The organism is Nocardioides panacisoli, from assembly GCF_039537325.1.
GTDB lineage: Bacteria > Actinomycetota > Actinomycetes > Propionibacteriales > Nocardioidaceae > Nocardioides > Nocardioides panacisoli.
This window is the reverse complement of sequence record NZ_BAABAH010000008.1, coordinates 1-14,898: the sequence shown is the minus strand read 5'-3', so window position 1 is coordinate 14,898 and position 14,898 is coordinate 1. Positions and strand designations below refer to the sequence as shown.

General features: G+C 69.1%; 16 protein-coding genes. 10 read left to right on the top strand and 6 right to left on the bottom strand.

Annotated elements, in window-relative coordinates; all coding sequences use genetic code 11:
- Positions 1-82 precede the first annotated feature (82 nt).
- Positions 83-373 carry a DUF4193 domain-containing protein gene (locus ABD709_RS12270; protein ID WP_344775754.1) on the top strand — a complete coding sequence of 97 codons (291 nt, stop codon included), beginning with the start codon at positions 83-85 and terminating at the stop codon, positions 371-373.
- 137 nt (positions 374-510) lie between these two features.
- Here ABD709_RS12270 and ABD709_RS12265 read toward each other — a convergent pair whose 3' ends face one another.
- Together ABD709_RS12265 and ABD709_RS12260 are read right to left on the bottom strand one after the other, a co-directional pair.
- Positions 511-801 carry a DUF4235 domain-containing protein gene (locus ABD709_RS12265; RefSeq protein ID WP_344775752.1) on the bottom strand — a complete coding sequence of 97 codons (291 nt, stop codon included), beginning with the start codon at positions 799-801 and terminating at the stop codon, positions 511-513.
- Positions 802-828: 27 nt separating this feature from the next.
- On the bottom strand, positions 829-1,296 hold the full coding sequence (locus ABD709_RS12260; protein ID WP_344775750.1) for a DUF3093 domain-containing protein: 468 nt from the start codon (positions 1,294-1,296) through the stop codon (positions 829-831).
- Between the two features lie 52 nt (positions 1,297-1,348).
- On the opposite strand from ABD709_RS12260, the gene dut reads away from it, so the two are divergent.
- The 4 genes from dut to ABD709_RS12240 are packed head-to-tail and all read left to right on the top strand — an operon-like array spanning position 1,349 to position 3,596.
- A complete protein-coding gene (gene dut / locus ABD709_RS12255; RefSeq protein ID WP_344775748.1) occupies positions 1,349-1,795 on the top strand; it encodes a dUTP diphosphatase in 447 nt (148 codons plus the stop codon).
- A 33-nt stretch (positions 1,796-1,828) separates the two neighbouring features.
- Complete coding sequence (locus ABD709_RS12250) at positions 1,829-2,485, top strand: DUF3710 domain-containing protein (protein WP_344775746.1); 657 nt, start codon at positions 1,829-1,831, stop codon at positions 2,483-2,485.
- On the top strand, positions 2,482-2,838 hold the full coding sequence (locus ABD709_RS12245) for an OB-fold nucleic acid binding domain-containing protein (RefSeq protein WP_344775744.1): 357 nt from the start codon (positions 2,482-2,484) through the stop codon (positions 2,836-2,838). Before ABD709_RS12250 ends, ABD709_RS12245 begins: the two co-directional genes overlap by 4 nt.
- A complete protein-coding gene (locus ABD709_RS12240; protein WP_344775742.1) occupies positions 2,835-3,596 on the top strand; it encodes a DUF3159 domain-containing protein in 762 nt (253 codons plus the stop codon). Before ABD709_RS12245 ends, ABD709_RS12240 begins: the two co-directional genes overlap by 4 nt.
- On the opposite strand, the gene ABD709_RS12235 is transcribed toward ABD709_RS12240, so the two are convergent.
- From ABD709_RS12235 to ABD709_RS12225, 3 genes are read right to left on the bottom strand one after another with little or no spacing between them, the layout of a single operon-like run.
- Positions 3,593-4,270: a potassium channel family protein gene (locus tag ABD709_RS12235; RefSeq protein WP_344775740.1), complete on the bottom strand. Its 678-nt coding sequence runs from the start codon at positions 4,268-4,270 to the stop codon at positions 3,593-3,595. The two genes, ABD709_RS12240 and ABD709_RS12235, sit on opposite strands and share 4 nt — an antisense overlap.
- Positions 4,267-4,920, bottom strand: coding sequence for a potassium channel family protein (locus ABD709_RS12230; RefSeq protein WP_344776037.1), 654 nt, complete (start codon positions 4,918-4,920; stop codon positions 4,267-4,269). Before ABD709_RS12230 ends, ABD709_RS12235 begins: the two co-directional genes overlap by 4 nt.
- A gap of 25 nt (positions 4,921-4,945) precedes the next feature.
- Positions 4,946-5,578 carry a helix-turn-helix domain-containing protein gene (locus tag ABD709_RS12225; protein ID WP_344775738.1) on the bottom strand — a complete coding sequence of 211 codons (633 nt, stop codon included), beginning with the start codon at positions 5,576-5,578 and terminating at the stop codon, positions 4,946-4,948.
- A 60-nt stretch (positions 5,579-5,638) separates the two neighbouring features.
- On the opposite strand from ABD709_RS12225, the gene ABD709_RS12220 reads away from it, so the two are divergent.
- The 4 genes from ABD709_RS12220 (at position 5,639) to ABD709_RS12205 (ending at position 10,490) form a co-directional block, all read left to right on the top strand.
- Positions 5,639-6,454 carry a class I SAM-dependent methyltransferase gene (locus ABD709_RS12220; protein ID WP_344775736.1) on the top strand — a complete coding sequence of 272 codons (816 nt, stop codon included), beginning with the start codon at positions 5,639-5,641 and terminating at the stop codon, positions 6,452-6,454.
- A gap of 62 nt (positions 6,455-6,516) precedes the next feature.
- Positions 6,517-8,550, top strand: a complete 2,034-nt coding sequence (locus ABD709_RS12215) for an APC family permease (protein ID WP_344775734.1) — start codon at positions 6,517-6,519, stop codon at positions 8,548-8,550.
- The gene (locus tag ABD709_RS12210; RefSeq protein WP_344775732.1) at positions 8,547-9,647 is read left to right on the top strand and encodes a class I SAM-dependent RNA methyltransferase; all 1,101 of its coding nucleotides are present in this window, start codon (positions 8,547-8,549) and stop codon (positions 9,645-9,647) included. The genes ABD709_RS12215 and ABD709_RS12210 overlap by 4 nt, the downstream gene beginning before the upstream one ends.
- A 252-nt stretch (positions 9,648-9,899) precedes the next feature.
- Positions 9,900-10,490 carry a hypothetical protein gene (locus ABD709_RS12205; RefSeq protein WP_344775730.1) on the top strand — a complete coding sequence of 197 codons (591 nt, stop codon included), beginning with the start codon at positions 9,900-9,902 and terminating at the stop codon, positions 10,488-10,490.
- Between the two features lie 158 nt (positions 10,491-10,648).
- Here ABD709_RS12205 and ABD709_RS12200 read toward each other — a convergent pair whose 3' ends face one another.
- The gene (locus tag ABD709_RS12200; RefSeq protein ID WP_344775728.1) at positions 10,649-13,819 is read right to left on the bottom strand and encodes a cutinase family protein; all 3,171 of its coding nucleotides are present in this window, start codon (positions 13,817-13,819) and stop codon (positions 10,649-10,651) included.
- A gap of 612 nt (positions 13,820-14,431) precedes the next feature.
- Between ABD709_RS12200 and ABD709_RS12195 the strand changes: the two genes are divergently transcribed.
- Positions 14,432-14,719 (top strand): transposase, encoded by a 288-nt coding sequence (locus tag ABD709_RS12195; RefSeq protein WP_344775726.1) that lies wholly within the window; start codon positions 14,432-14,434, stop codon positions 14,717-14,719.
- Positions 14,720-14,898 lie beyond the last annotated feature (179 nt).

Here is a 14,898-nt window from a genome sequence, read left to right as displayed (position 1 = left end):
GCCGGATGGTGCACAATCTGCCGCGCCGACCGCCGAGACCCGGGGGAAGCGGCGGTCTTAGCAAGGGAGAGAGCGACAAGTCATGGCGACCGACTACGACGCACCGCGCAAGAACGAGGACGAGCAGTCCGAGGAGAGCATCGAAGAGCTCAAGGCGCGCCGCCACGACAAGAACTCGGGCAAGGTCGACGAGGACGAGGCGGAGGCCGCCGAGTCCTTCGAGCTGCCCGGAGCCGACCTCTCGCACGAGGAGCTCGCGGTCGAGGTGAAGCCCAAGCAGGAGGACGAGTTCACCTGCATGAGCTGCTTCCTGGTCCACCACCGCTCGCAGCTCGCGGACGAGAAGAAAATGATCTGCCGCGACTGCGCGTAGCGCTCAGCGGCACCCGGCACGCACGCTGGCGGCGTTGGCGCCGCTCGACGACCCGCTTCGCTTCACGGTCGCCTTCGCGGCGCCGCCTTGCCATCGCACGCACCGGGCACCGCTGCGCGCCACGCGAAGCGTGACGGCTACTGACCGTCCTTGCGCAGCGGCGGGGGCAGCTCGCCGGTCGACCTGAAGTAGTACCGCGCGGCACGGCGCTGCGCGAACATCCGCGCGAGCGCGACGACGGCTCCGGTCGTGGTGACCCACGCGACGGCCTCCCAGACCTGCACGTCCGGGTCCGCCGGGTTCTCCGGCGGCTTGCGCCCGGTGCTGATCTGCCAGGCCCGGTCGATGGCCTTGCGCGCCACCGCGGCGCTGCCCAGGGCGGCCACGAGCGAGAAGACGGACCAGACCTTCGAGCTGTCCTTTGCCATGCTCGGGAGCCTAGCGGCCCCCGCTGGTCAGGACTCCCGCGGGAGCGTGGTGATGGCGCCGGCCAACGCGTCGGGGTGGCGCGAGCTGACCAGCCAGTACGGCGTCGGGTCCGCGGGGTCGACGATCTCCACCTGCACCGCGCGCTTGAGGTAGGGCCGCAGCAGCAGGTAGGCCCGGGCGTCGGCGTCCCGCCCGGCCACCAGCCGGGTCTGCTCGGCGTCGAGGGCGGAGACGTCGCCGACGTACTTGGCCTCGATCCGCGCCCGCCCGGCCCGGAACCAGCCGTCCTCGACGACGACCCGCGCGTCGCCGTACCAGAACAGGCACGCGGCGAGCGCGACCAGCGCGACGCCGGTGACGATCCACGCGGTCGGCCCCGGCACCGAGACGACGACGGTCAGCCAGAGGATGGCGACGGCCATCGTGCCCTGCGCCCACCACCGCAGCGGCACGCCGAGCCGCTCGTGGTAGGTCGTCCCGGGGCCGTCGTTCACAGGAGGGATGATCCCATCCGGGTGCGGCCGGGCTGTCGTTAGGGTTCGGTCCGTGCCGACCGACCTCGAGATCGCCGTCCAGCTGCTCGACCCCGGGCTGCCGCTGCCGGCCTACGCCCACCCCGGCGACGCGGGCGCCGACCTGGTCACCGCCGTCGACGTCACGCTGGAGCCGGGGGAGCGGGCGCTGGTGCCGACCGGCATCGCGATGGCGCTGCCCGAGGGGTACGTCGCGCTCGTGCACCCCCGGTCCGGGCTGGCCGCCCGGCACGGCCTGTCGATCGTGAACACCCCGGGCACGATCGACGCGGGCTACCGCGGCGAGATCAAGGTGCTCCTGGTGAACCACGATCCCCGGGAGGCGATCGCGCTGAAGCGGGGCGACCGGATCGCGCAGCTGGTGGTGCAGCGGTTCGAGCGCGCGGCCTTCCTGGCCGTTGATCACCTTCCCGAGAGCGCACGTGGGTCCGGGGGCTACGGTTCTACCGGAGGCTTCTGACGCGCCTCCGCGAGCGAAGATCAGGGAGTAGCAGTGAGGTTCCGGCGCAAGACCGACGAGGTCGACGAGACCGAGGTCGCCGAGTCCGGCGACGACGTCCGCGTCGACGACGAGGCCGTGGAGACCAGCCCCTTCGAGGGTGGCGGTCCGTTCGACATCGAGGAGCTCCCCGAGGACGGGGTGCCGCGGATCGACCTCGGCGCGCTGCTCGTCGCTCCCGGCGAGGGTCGCGACCTGCGCGTCCAGGTCGACCAGGCGTCCGGCCAGGTCCAGTCGGTCATGCTCGCCGGTCAGACCGGCGCCCTGGAGCTCAAGGCCTATGCCGCGCCCCGCAACGGCGACCTCTGGAGCGAGATCCGACCCCAGATCGCCGCGGACGCGTCCAAGCGCGGCGGCACCGCCACCGAGCGCGAGGGCCGGTTCGGCACCGAGCTCGTGTGCGAGGTGCAGGTCGCCCGCCCCGACGGCGCCGTCGGCACCCAGACCTCACGGGTCATCGGCATCAACGGCCCGCGGTGGCTGCTGCGCGCCACCCTGATCGGCGAGCCGGCGCGCGAGCCGGACGGGGCCGACGCCTGGGAGGCCGCCATCACCCAGGTCGCCGTACGTCGGGGGGCGCAGGCGATGCCCGTCGGCGAGGCCCTGCCGCTCACGCTGCCCGAAGGGGCGCGTCCGCAGGACGGGTCGTGAGCAAGAGCCGGCTGCGCCGCTCGATCAGCCGGTGGGCCAACGCGTCCGAGGCGGAGGCGCGGGACCTCCGCGCCACCTTCACCGCTGACGACCGCGAGTGCATCGACGCCGCGCCGGACCGGACGCCGGTGCGGCTCCGCGGCAGCCTGCGCACCGTCACGCTGCGGCCGCGCGGCGGGGTGCCCGCCCTCGAGGCCGAGCTGTACGACGGCACCGGCACCCTGACCCTGGTGTGGCTCGGCCGCCGGCGGATCGCCGGCATCGACCCCGGACGCGCGATCGAGGTGGCCGGCCGGATCGGGAGCCACGAGGGCACCCGGGTCATTTACAACCCGAAGTACGAGCTGCTGTGAGCGACGAGCACACCGCCGACCCCGCCGAGGAGCACCCGCTCTCGACCGACGCCGCGAAGGAGATCGGCGTCGACACCGTCGAGGCGCTGGTGCGCCACCAGCTGGCGAAGTCGCTCGGCGGCAAGCGCGGCATGCTCGAGGCCGGCATCCCGGGCCTGGTGTTCACGCTGGTGTGGCTGCCGACCAAGGAGCTGGAGTGGGCGCTGATCGGCAGCCTGGTCGTGGCCGGCGTGGCGCTGGTGGCCCGGCTGGTGCAGCGGAGCACGACCCAGTACGTCTTCAACGCGATCTTCGGCATCGGCGTCGGCTGGCTGTTCGTCCGCCTCGCCGAGAGCTCCGGCGGCTCGGCGTCCGACCAGGCGCTGGCGTTCTTCCTGCCGGGGATCCTCTACAGCCTCGGCTACACGGTCGTGATGGGAGCCACCTGTCTGGCCGGCTGGCCGCTGATGGGATTCATGCTCGGCGCCGCGACCGAGGACCCGCTCGGCTGGCACGACAACAAGCAGGTCGTGCGGCTGTGCAGCCGGCTGACCTGGCTGATGCTGGTGCCCGGCGCGGTGGGCGTGCTCCTGCAGGGGCCCGTCTGGCTGCTCGGCCACCGGGACGTGATCGACGCCGACGTCGCGGTCACCATCATCGCCGTGCTCCGGCTCGGTCTCGGGTGGGTGCTGCGGATCGGCTCCTGGGCGGCCATGATCTGGCTGCTCGCCCGCAACGCCACGCCGCTGGACGAGAAGGCCCAGGTCGCCTCGGACTAGCCTGCTCCGGGGTGCGAGGTCGGCGCCAACAGCTGCTCGAGCCCGTCCTCGGCCTCGGCCGGCACCACGAACAGCAGCTCGTCGCCCGCCTCGATGGGCTGCTCGGGGGTGGGCACGTAGACCTGCCCGTCGCGCAGGATCGTCACCAGGGCGCAGTTCTCCGGGAGCGGGATGAGCCCGGACTCCTTGCCGACGTACGGCGAGTCGGCGGGCAGCGTCATCTCGACCAGGTTGGCGTTGCCCTGGCGGAACGTGAACAGCCGCACCAGGTCACCGACGCTCACCGCCTCCTCGACGAGAGCGGACATGATCCGCGGTGTCGACACGTTGACGTCGACGCCCCACGCCTCGGTGAACAGCCACTCGTTGTTGGGGTGGTTGACCCGGCCGACGGTGCGCGGCACGCCGAACTCGGTCTTGGCGAGCAGCGAGGTCACCAGGTTGGCCTTGTCGTCGCCGGTGGCGGCGATGACGACGTCGCACTTGTCGAGGCGGGCCTCCTCCAGCGACGACATCTCGCAGCTGTCGGCGAGCAGCCACTCCGCGTCGGGGACGCGCTCGGGCCGGATCGAGGCGGGCTCCTTGTCGATGAGCAGGACCTCGTGGCCGTTCTGGATCAGCTCACGGGCGATCGAGCGCCCGACCGCGCCGGCTCCGGCGATGGCGACTCTCATTGGTGCTCGTCCTCCGGTCCGCGCTTGAGCACCTCATAGGCGTGCCCGGCGTTCTCCTCACGCACCACGACGTGGAGCATGTCGCCCTCCTGGATGATCGAGTCGCGCGTGGGGAGGGTGCCCTCGCCGAGCCGGTCGATCCACGCCACCCGGGCGTGGGCCTGGTCCTGGTAGCTCCCGATCGAGTGGCCGACCCAGACCTCCGGCACCATCACGTGGTCGAGCCGGATCGTTCCGGACGGGTCGCGGAAGTCGGGCTCGGTGCCGACCGGCAGCAGCCGGCGCAGCACCTGGTCGGCCGTCCACTTCACGGTGGCGACGGTGGTGATGCCCAACCGCTGGTAGACCTCGGCGCGGCCGGGGTCGTAGATGCGGGCGACGACGGACTGGATGCCAAACGTCTCGCGCGCCACCCGGGCGGCGATGATGTTGGAGTTGTCGCCGCTCGACACGGCGGCGAACGCGTCGGCGCGCCGGATCCCGGCCTTCTCCAGCACCTGCTGGTCGAAGCCCATTCCCGCGACCTTGTCACCGTTGAAGCCCGGACCCAGCCGCCGGAAGGCGTCGGGGTCGCTGTCGATGACGGCCACCGTGTGGTTGCGGTCCTCGAGACTGCGGGCGAGCGTCGAGCCGACGCGGCCGCATCCCATGATCACGACGTGCACAGGGCAGACGCTATAGCAGCATCGCGACCCACGTCCGGCCGAGCCACTCGGCGTACCGATCGTCGCTCCAGCCGCGCTCGACGACCAGCTGGTGCCAGAGGTGCCCGTCGGTCATCGCCCAGATCACGTCGCGGCACTCCTCCTCGGAGACGCGCAGCTGGCCCGTCGCCGCGACCTCGCTGGCCATCACCGTCATGCCCATGAGCCGCTGCTGGTCCATCTCACGCGCCATCTCCGCCGCACTCGGCTCGCTGGCTGCCGCGCCGGCGACCGACCGCGCGAACGGAGTCATGCGCCGGGCGGTCGCGGTCGACATCCGGGCGTGCATCATGAACCGCTTCGCGAGGTCGGGCTCGGCGCGGATGGCCATGATCTCGGGCCGCTCGTGGAAGACGACGTCCTCGTCGTCGCCGCCGATGGTGACGTCCCAGGTCCGGTGCAACAACGTCGCCTTGTTCTTGAAGGTCGCGTAGATCGTCTCGGTCGACACCCCCGCCCGCTCGGCGATCTGCGCGATCGTCGTCCGGCCGTAGCCCTGCTCCACGAACAGGTCGTGCGCGGCGCGCAGCACGTCCCGCTGCGTCTGGCGCGCCTGGGCGCGGCGGCGGGTCGCGTCGTAGGGCCTCTTGACATGCTGAGTCATCGGATACACCATACCTGTATTGGAAACAGTTCAACTGTAACGAAAGATCGGGTGAACGGCATGAGCGGAACCGAGTGGTCGCAGGTCGCCGAGGCGTGGGAGCGCAACGCCGACGCCATCGAGGAGACGAGCAGCGTCGCGGGCGACGCACTGCTGGCCGCCGCCGCGCTGGCGCCGGGGGAGCGGGTGCTCGAGCTCGGCGCCGGCACCGGGCACCTCGCCGTACGCCTGGCCGAGCTGGTCGGCCCGGACGGCCAGGTCGTCGCTACCGATGTCGCGCCGGCCATGGTCGAGCGGATCGAGCAGCGGGTCGCCGCCGTCCGCAACGCGTCCGCCGCCGTCGTCGACGCCGCCGCGATCCCCGACGAGATCGGGAGCTTCGACGTCGTGATCTGCCGCATGGGGCTCATGTTCGTGCCCGACCCCGCCGTCGCGCTGCAGGAGGTGCGGCGCGTCCTCCGTCCGGGCGGCCGGCTTGCCGTCGCCGTGTGGGGCGACATGGGCCGGAACCCGTGGCTGGTCGCGGTCGGCTTCGCCGCGATGATGAACGGCCTGGTCTCCGGCCCGCCGCCGAACCAGCCCGGAGGACCGTTCTCCCTCGGGGACGCCGACCAGCTGGAGAAGCTCGCACGGGACGCGGGGTTCGACGACGTACGGGTCGACGTCGTGGAGTACGTCCGGCACTACGCCTCGGCCGACGAGCAGTTCGACATGGTCCGCGTGCTGGCCCCGCCGATCGCAGCCGCCCTCGAGGCGGCCACGCCGGAGCAGGTCGACGCCGTGCGCCGTGGCGCGGCCGAGTACGTCGCGCAGTACCGCACCGAGGACGGCGGTCTGGACCTCCCGGCCTGCGCGCTCGTCCTGACCGCCCGTTGACCGGGTCGTGCGGGTGCCCGTCGCGGCGGGATCCCTGACGGTGATGCCCTAACGTTGCGCCCGTGGGAGTAGCGGACGTCTCGAAGCGGATCCTGCTCGGACGCAAGCTCAGGAGCGCACAGCTGGGGGAGACGCTCCTCCCCAAGCGGATCGCCCTGCCCGTCTTCGCCAGCGACGCGCTCTCGTCGGTGGCCTACGCCCCGGACGAGGTCTTCATCATGCTCGGGCTGGCCGGCGCCTCGGCCTACGCCTTCTCCTGGAAGATCGGCATCGCGGTCGCCCTGGTGATGTCCGCGGTCATCGCCTCCTACCGGCAGACGGTGCACGCCTATCCGTCGGGCGGTGGCGACTACGAGGTCGCGACGGTCAACCTCGGGCAGACGGCGGGGACCACGGTGGCGAGCGCGCTTCTCGTGGACTACGTGCTCACGGTCGCGGTGTCCATCTCCTCCGGCGCCCAGTACGCCGCGGCGGCGATCCCCGCCCTGCTCGGGCACGAGGTGCTGCTCGCGGTCGTGCTCGTCCTGGTCCTGATGGCGATGAACCTCCGCGGGATCCGCGAGTCGGGGTCCTTCTTCGCGGTGCCGACCTACCTCTTCATGGTCGCGATCCTCGGGATGGCCGCGTGGGGCTTCCTGCAGATGGCGCACGGCAGCCTGCCCGACGTCGAGAGCGCGAAGTTCGACGTCGTGCCGAAGGACGGCATGGAGCAGCCGTTGACGACCATCGCGCTGCTGTTCCTGCTGGCCCGCGCGTTCTCCTCGGGTTGTGCGGCCCTGACCGGGGTGGAGGCCATCTCCAACGGGGTCCCGGCGTTCCGCCGGCCCAAGAGCCGCAACGCGGCCACGACCCTGCTCATGCTCGGCCTGATCGCGATCTCGATGATGATGAGCGTCATCGTGCTCGCCCGCCAGATGGGCCTGAAGTACGTCGACCCCCACGACCTGCACCGCCTGACCGCGGGCGGCAGGCCGGTGGAGGGTTACCAGCAGCACGCCGTGATCGCGCAGATCGCGAGGGCCGTCTTCGCCGACTTCTCGCCGGGCTTCTACCTGGTCGTGACCGTGACGGGCGTGATCCTCGTCCTCGCGGCCAACACCGCGTTCAACGGGTTCCCGGTGCTCGGTTCGATCCTCGCCAAGGACGGCTACGCCCCGCGTGCACTGGGCTCGCGCGGCGACCGGCTCGCCTACAGCAACGGCATCGTGTTCCTCGCCCTGATGGCGATCGTGCTCATCGTGGCCTTCCACGCGGAGACCACGCGCCTGATCCAGCTCTACATCGTCGGCGTCTTCGTCTCCTTCAACCTCAGCCAGCTCGGCATGATCCGGCACTGGACGCGGCACCTGAAGACCGAGCGTGACCCCGCCGTGCGCCGGCGGATGTTCAACTCCCGCATCATCAACGCGATCGGTCTCAGCTTCACGGCCGTCGTCCTCGTGGTGGTGCTGATCACGAAGTTCCTCGCGGGCGCTTGGATCACCATCCTCGCGATGGCCTTCTTCTTCCTGCTGATGCGTGGGATCAAGCGCCACTACGACAACGTGGCGCTCGAGCTCGCGGCCGACGAGGGCGACAAGGCGCTGCCGACGCGGGTGCACGCGATCGTGCTGGTCTCCAAGCTGCACAAGCCGACGTTGCGCGCCCTGGCCTTCGCCAAGGCCTCCCGACCCAACGCCCTCGAGGGCGTCTACGTCTCGGTCGACGTCGCCGAGACCGCCCAGCTCCTGGAGGAGTGGGACCAGCGCAACACGGGCATCCCGCTGAAGGTGCTGCACTCGCCCTACCGCGAGATCATCAAGCCGATCGTCGACTACGCCACGGCGATCCGGCGCTCCAACCCGCGAGGGGTGGTGGCGGTCTACATCCCGGAGTACGTCGTCGGCCGCTGGTGGGAGCAGCTCCTGCACAACCAGACCGCGCTGCGGCTCAAGGGGCGACTGCTGTTCACCCCCGGCGTGATGGTGATCTCGGTGCCGTACCAGCTGCGGTCCTCGCAGATCGCGCGGCAGCGTGAGGAGCGCGAGGAGACCCGGGTCCGGCCCGGCGACCTCCGCCGGGGTCGGGCCGAGCGCGACCGCCAGATCCAGCGGTGAGCCGGCGCCCCCGCCCCAAGCAGGCCCGGGGCGCGTCCGTCGTCGGGCGACGTCACGAGGTCGAGGTCGGACCGGTCGCCCACGGCGGGCACTGCGTCGCCCGGGTGCCGGTCGCGGACGGGACCCGCGTGGTGTTCGTGCGGCACGCGCTGCCTGGCGAGCGGGTCGTCGTGGAGCTCACCGAGGGGACCGAGGGCGACCGGTTCTGGCGCGGTGACGCCGTCGAGGTGCTCGCCGCGTCGCCGAACCGGATCGACGCGCCGTGCCCGTACGCCGGCCCCGGGCTGTGTGGCGGCTGCGACTTCCAGCACGTCTCGCTCGATGCCCAGCGCCGGCTCAAGGCCGACGTGGTGCGGGAGCAGCTCGCGCGGCTGGCCGGGATCGACCTGTCCGTCGACGTCGAGCCGGTGCCCGGTGACGCCGACGGGCTCGGGTGGCGCACCCGGCAGCGGTACGTCGACCTGGGCGGTGGCCGCCGCGGCATGCGCAAGCACCGCTCGCACGAGGTGGTGCCCGTCGACCGCTGCCTGATCGAGGCGCACCGGGGGCCGTCTCACGAGGTCCGCGGGCACGCCTTCCAGGTCGCCGACGACGGCTTCTGGCAGGTGCACCCGGGTGCGCCCGAGGCGCTCGTCGGCGCCGTGCTCGACGCCCTCGCCGCGCTGCCCGGCGAATCCGCGCTGGACCTCTACGCCGGCGTCGGGCTGTTCAGCCGGTTCCTGCTCGACGCCGTCGGCCCGCAGGGTCGCGTGGTCGCGGTCGAGGGCGACCGCCGAGCGTCGGAGCTGTCGCTGACGAACTGCCCCGGGATCGAGGCGACCTCCGGCGACGTCGACGCCGTCCTGGCGGCGGCGTACCCCGAGTCGTTCGACCTCGTGGTGCTCGACCCGCCGCGGGTCGGCGCCAAGCGGGCGGTCGAGCAGGTCGTCGCCCGGCGACCGCGCGCCGTCGCCTACGTCGCCTGCGACCCGGCCGCGCTGGCGCGCGACGTCGCGATCTTCGCCGAGCACGGCTACCGGCTGACCGACCTGCGTGCTTTCGACCTGTTCCCCATGACCCACCACGTGGAGTGCGTGGCGCGGCTGGGGAGGACGTGAGCAGGCAGGGCGGCCTACCTTCGGTCGCTGACGCGTCAAGCGCGGCGGAATGACGCGTCCGTCGATCACCTGCTGGGAAGCCCGTCGACGTCGGGCGCCGCGGCTCCGGAGCATGGTGGTCTCGCCTCAACCCTGTGGCGGACGGGCCACGGCAGGCTCCGATCTTGTGTGGCGCCGCGATGAAGTCATGAGGACGGGCATCGGTTGTCTGTCGCGACGATCCGAGGACACCGTCCGCCGACCGTGTCTACGGTGATCGCCATGACCAAAGCTAAGGCCACGCATCTCATCGGGGCGTACGGCATGTTTTGGCAGCGCCAGGAGATCGACTGGGACGCAGGACACGGTCAGACCTATCAACTCCTGGGCTACCGCGGCGACCGCAATCCGAAGCTCGAGGTCGCCGATTTCCGCCGTGCCCGCGGGATCTACGTCCTGTTCAACGACTTTGGCGCGACCTACGTGGGTCGCGCACGGGGCAATGAAGGATTCGGGTCCCGGCTGAAGAAGCACAACGCCAGCCAGCGGAAAGACTGGAATCGGTTCTGCTGGTTCTCGTTTGACTCCATCCTCCCGATCAATGGTGAGCCGAACTGGCGAACGGTCGCGCGCGATGAGGGCGCCAGGAACGTTCATGCGGAGTCGGCGATCGATGAGCTGGAAGCGCTGATGATCACGTCCTTCGGCTTGCATGGCACACAGAACCGCATGCGCCTTCCCACTGCTCGCGAGCCGTGGAAGCAGCTGACATTTGACGACTGCGCACCGGGCAAGGTCGGACGACGATTCGACGGCGCTCGCGTCCGGATGGGGAGCTTGCGGCGTTCGCTCGAGTGGGACTGAGGAATTGCGACCTTAGATCGACTGCACGAGTTGCACTGCCGCCCCAGTCGCAGATGCGAGTGCCACGCCAGCCGGCATTGCAGATGGAACAGTCGCTACGCGGCGGAATGTGCTACGTATGCCCCCACCTATTCGTGCTGCAGACTCCCATCGCCAAGTCAGCAGGTCGGCAGACCCAAGCCACCGCGGTGTTGGGGGGCGATCCAGACCTCAGAGATGTAGCCGCGAGTGGCGCCGTTCCATTGGACGCCGTACCAGCGGGTCGACGTGTAGAGACCGGGGTTTGAGTCATCGATGGCGCTGTTGTCTTGGCCGTTGGTCGTGCGGTCGCCCGAGACGGTGCAGTAGGCCGTGATCACGTCTCCTGTGATGACGTCAGTCCCGGCGATCGCACATCCGTCTCGCTTGCAGAAGTTCCGGGTGACGGTCGACAGGTAGGCCGGCGACGTGTCCTCCCGCATCGCCGTCGCTCCGTTGGTGACCTTGTTGTAGACCGTGATCTGGCGGCTCGTCAGTCCCGTGAAGTTGATCGTTCGGCTGGCCGTGGCGCCGACGTATCCGAAACCCGGCGTGGAGTCCGAGCTCACGGCCAGGGTGCCGCTTTCCGCGTATTGCGGGCTTTCCGACTGGTCGGCAACCACGACCGTGAACGCGCCCGTCGCATCCGGAATGATTGTCAAGGGACTGCCTCCGACGATGGTGGCGTCCGGACTCGGATCGGAAGTAGGGCCGCGCGTCCAAGTAGCAGCGACCTGACGCCCGGGCAGCGGTGAGCCGTCCTCGAGACGTAGGCTGCCTGCAGTGCTGTAGCTGGTTCCTCCGGGCACCGATTCGGGCGAGGAACCGCTGAGTTGAACCGTGGCCTGCCCGGCCTTGACGGTCAACACCTTCCTCGCGGACACCGCGTGCCCCGTCCCGCCGTCGCTGAGTGATGCAAACAGTTCGAACGTGCCCGGTTTCAGGCCGCTCGGGAAGTCGGCTCCCGTCAGAACCGGGATATCGAACTGCCCGTTGACTTCGGTGGCCACCGTGTGGCTGGTGCCTATCTCGGGTGCGCCGCTGAACGGTGTCGCTCTCCAGCGGTAGGTGAGCTCTTGCGGAGCTACTACGTCGAAGTCGCTGCCTGTCTGGTTCAGTGTCTGGATCTGAATATCGTTGCCGTCCTGCTCGTCGATGTCGAAAGCGAGGCCGTCGGCCGAGGAACCCGACAGGTCAGCGGAGAATCCCTGACTTAAGGTGAGAGATTTCGTGATGTCACCTAGTGCCGGGTCGAAGCTGGCCTGGCTTCCAGTGGCCGCATTTCCGATGTATTGGACTGTCGCGTCGTTGACCGACTGGACTGGGAAGTCCACCTCCGGGGTGCTTATGTTGGTGTCCACGATGCCATCGACGTTAGTGGTGCCGATCGCGGCGAACTGGCCCGGCCCGAGCAGGTTGTCACTGGAGAAGTTCGCGCCAGCGATCGGCCGGCCATTTTGGTCTAGCGCTTTGATTGTCACAGGCACGTTCGTCGCGGGGTTGCCCGGGTTCGTCGGGTTTGCCGCGATCTGCAGATTCGTCAGCTCCTGGTTGTAGACCGAGATTGCTTCTGTGTCGCTCGCGGCCGGATTCGCCGTGGACGAGGTGGTACTGAGGACCAGCTGGTCAGGTTCTGAGCCGAAATTTGGGTTGGCCGTCACCGGCGCGATGTCGTAAACGGTCTTCCATACATTGGACTTGATGTTGACGTTGGCCACGCTGATCCGGGTGCCGGTGAGGGGCTCTCCGATGCCGAGCGTGCCGGTGCCGCTAAAGGAAGCCCGACCAGAGACGATGAGGTTCTGGGCTCCGCCGCTTGCTTTCCAGACACCCACGTCGGCCAGGGGCGCGATCGACATGACGTCCTGGGTGTTGGTCAGCGTTACCGGGACACCGGCTCCGGGGTGGTCGAGGCCATCGACACTGGAGTGCCCGACGGCACGGACTAAGAGACTCGCCGTAGGGATTGCAAGTCCAGAATCAGTGACTGGGTTCCATTCGAGAGCGAACGCGCCGTCGTCGTTGCGCGCCGCAATCGTGCCACCAATGCTCGTCCACGTCGCACCGCCGTCGGTGCTGAGCTCGAAACGCATCGTGTCGATGTCCGAGGTGCCGGCTGCCTCAAGCCCGACGGTGGTGTTGTATCCGTCGCTCTTGACCGAGATCTGGTTCGTGCCGGGATGGGGACCGTAGAGGGTCACGTGCTTGTTCGTCCAGGCACTGTCCATCTGAGAGTTCAGGCCGTTCAGACGATCGGCGTTCCACGTGATGGTGCCCTTGATTCCAGCGGCGTAATAGCCGGATGCGGCTGCCTTGACCCGGTAGGTAGTGGTCCACGTTCCCTCTGTGGTTAGGGTGCCAGAGAGCAGCCCGTCCCGGGTAAGAGTGATTCCGGGAGGCAGGCCCCTGACGTCGTACCACTGAAGCAAGTGTGCGGCATTCGCGCGGACCGATGCCGTGAGTTGCAGTTGGAACGGAGCGCCGACCTCTGCGGAAAGTGTCTGGGTCACTGGCGTGGGCTTGGGCCAGCCCATGATCGTGTTCGCTGCATTCTCAGCTGCCTCTTGAACAATCGATGAGTCGCCCTTGTAAGCCGATCCAGTGTGCAGTCGCACTCCGTTGGCAACCAGCGGTGCTGCAATCGCCAACAGAGCGATGCCTAGTGATCGAGCAGCTATACCGAGTCCGATGCCGTTCAGGTACCACGAGGTGTCACAGACCATGTCGGCCTTGACGCAAACCGAGTGGGTTCTGGCCGCCAACCGCGCGGCGATCGGCTGGTCGTGAAGCGGGCGGCGGAGCCCCCATCCGGCGCGTCCAGCCGATCCATATAGTCGAGCGTCGGTGTTTTTCTCACGGTCACCGTCTGCGATCAAGATGATCGCAGCGATGCGATCCAGCGTGCCGTTCTTGTTGTTGGCGGCAAGCTGTCGAACTACCTGGTGCATGACCATCGCGCCCTGGGAGTAGCCCGCCAACACGATCCGCTGCTCGGGGCACTGTGCTGCCCGTTCGGCGAGTAGGCGCTCGGTGGCGGTGATTCCCTTCGCCATCCCGTCGAGGTAGCCATCGAGACGGATGGTGGGATTGAAGATGCTCTGAACCCCACGAGCGGGGTAGTCGATTGCAACTGGCTCGACGGTCCGACGGCCACCGAGTGCTGACTTCAGATCCGCGCGGGCGGTCGCGACTTGCGCACCAAAGCCATCGAAGTCAGACGCCTTCTGCCCCGACCCTCGAGCGCCGACGAAGAGGACGTCCGCGCATTCAAGCGCGCGATCGCTGTGTCCCGTGGGTGACGCGGACTCCACTCGAGCCGACCCAGTAGCCGCCGTCGCCCCACTCGGCTGTAGACCCGCGAACGCCGCTATCGCCACTGCAGGCGCAACCATGACCCGCACAACATGAGACCAGTTCACGAACAACCCCCACGAGTCAGCCCGAGGCCCCACGGAACATCGATGGCCCCGCCGCTCTGCAGGACGTGGACCATGGCCGACGCTACCTGCCGCAGGAGCCAAGCGCCGCCGGATCGACACACCGAACACCCGGGGAGTGTCGGCGAGCGCTCGCTCCCGTGCCGGTCAGCCGGCGGTGTCACGCCACTGTCACCCGATCGTGCAGCAGGGCGCATGGTCACCGTTTCGTTTGCACAAGCCGGTACGCGGCAGCGTGTGAGTCGCAATGTCGCTACGCCTTGGTCGGACCTGGCTTCTGTTTGCCGCGATGCAACAGATCGGACGGCCATGCCGAAGAGAAGTGCAAAGAAGGTGAGGAACCGACGGCGTGGGCGGACGCCGAGGTCCTAGAAGTCCGGCGTCGTGGGGACGACAACGCAGTGCGGGAATTGTCGTTCGGAGCCTGACCCGGTAGCCCGGACACCTGATCTGTGGCGATGATCGCTGCAGGAGAGGAGTCCGTAGATGCCTGCACCACACCCGCCGGAGTTCCGCCGCAGGGCGGTCGATCTTGCCCGCCAGCCCGGGGCGTCGGTCGCGAAGGTCGCCAAGGAGCTCGGGATCAGCGAGTCCGGCCTGCGTCGCTGGATGGCCCAGGACGACGTCGATACCGGCCGCAAGGAGGGGCTGTCGTCCAACGAGCGCGAGGAGCTGGTCAAGCTGCGTCGGGAGAACCGGCGCCTGGAGATGGAGCTGGAGATCACCAAGCGGGCAGCGGCGCTGTTCGCGAAGGAGAACGTGCTCCCAAAGTGAAGTACCGGCTGGTCTGTGAGCTCGCCGCGGACGGGTTCGACGTCGCGGTGACCTGAATCGCCCCGGGTTTCGTGGAGGCTCGGTTACTTGGAACCAGCCCCGGTCGGGACGGGTGTCTGAGGGTAGTTCTCGGACCTGACTGCGGCCCAGTGGTTGGCCTCGAGCTCGGCGGGCGGGAC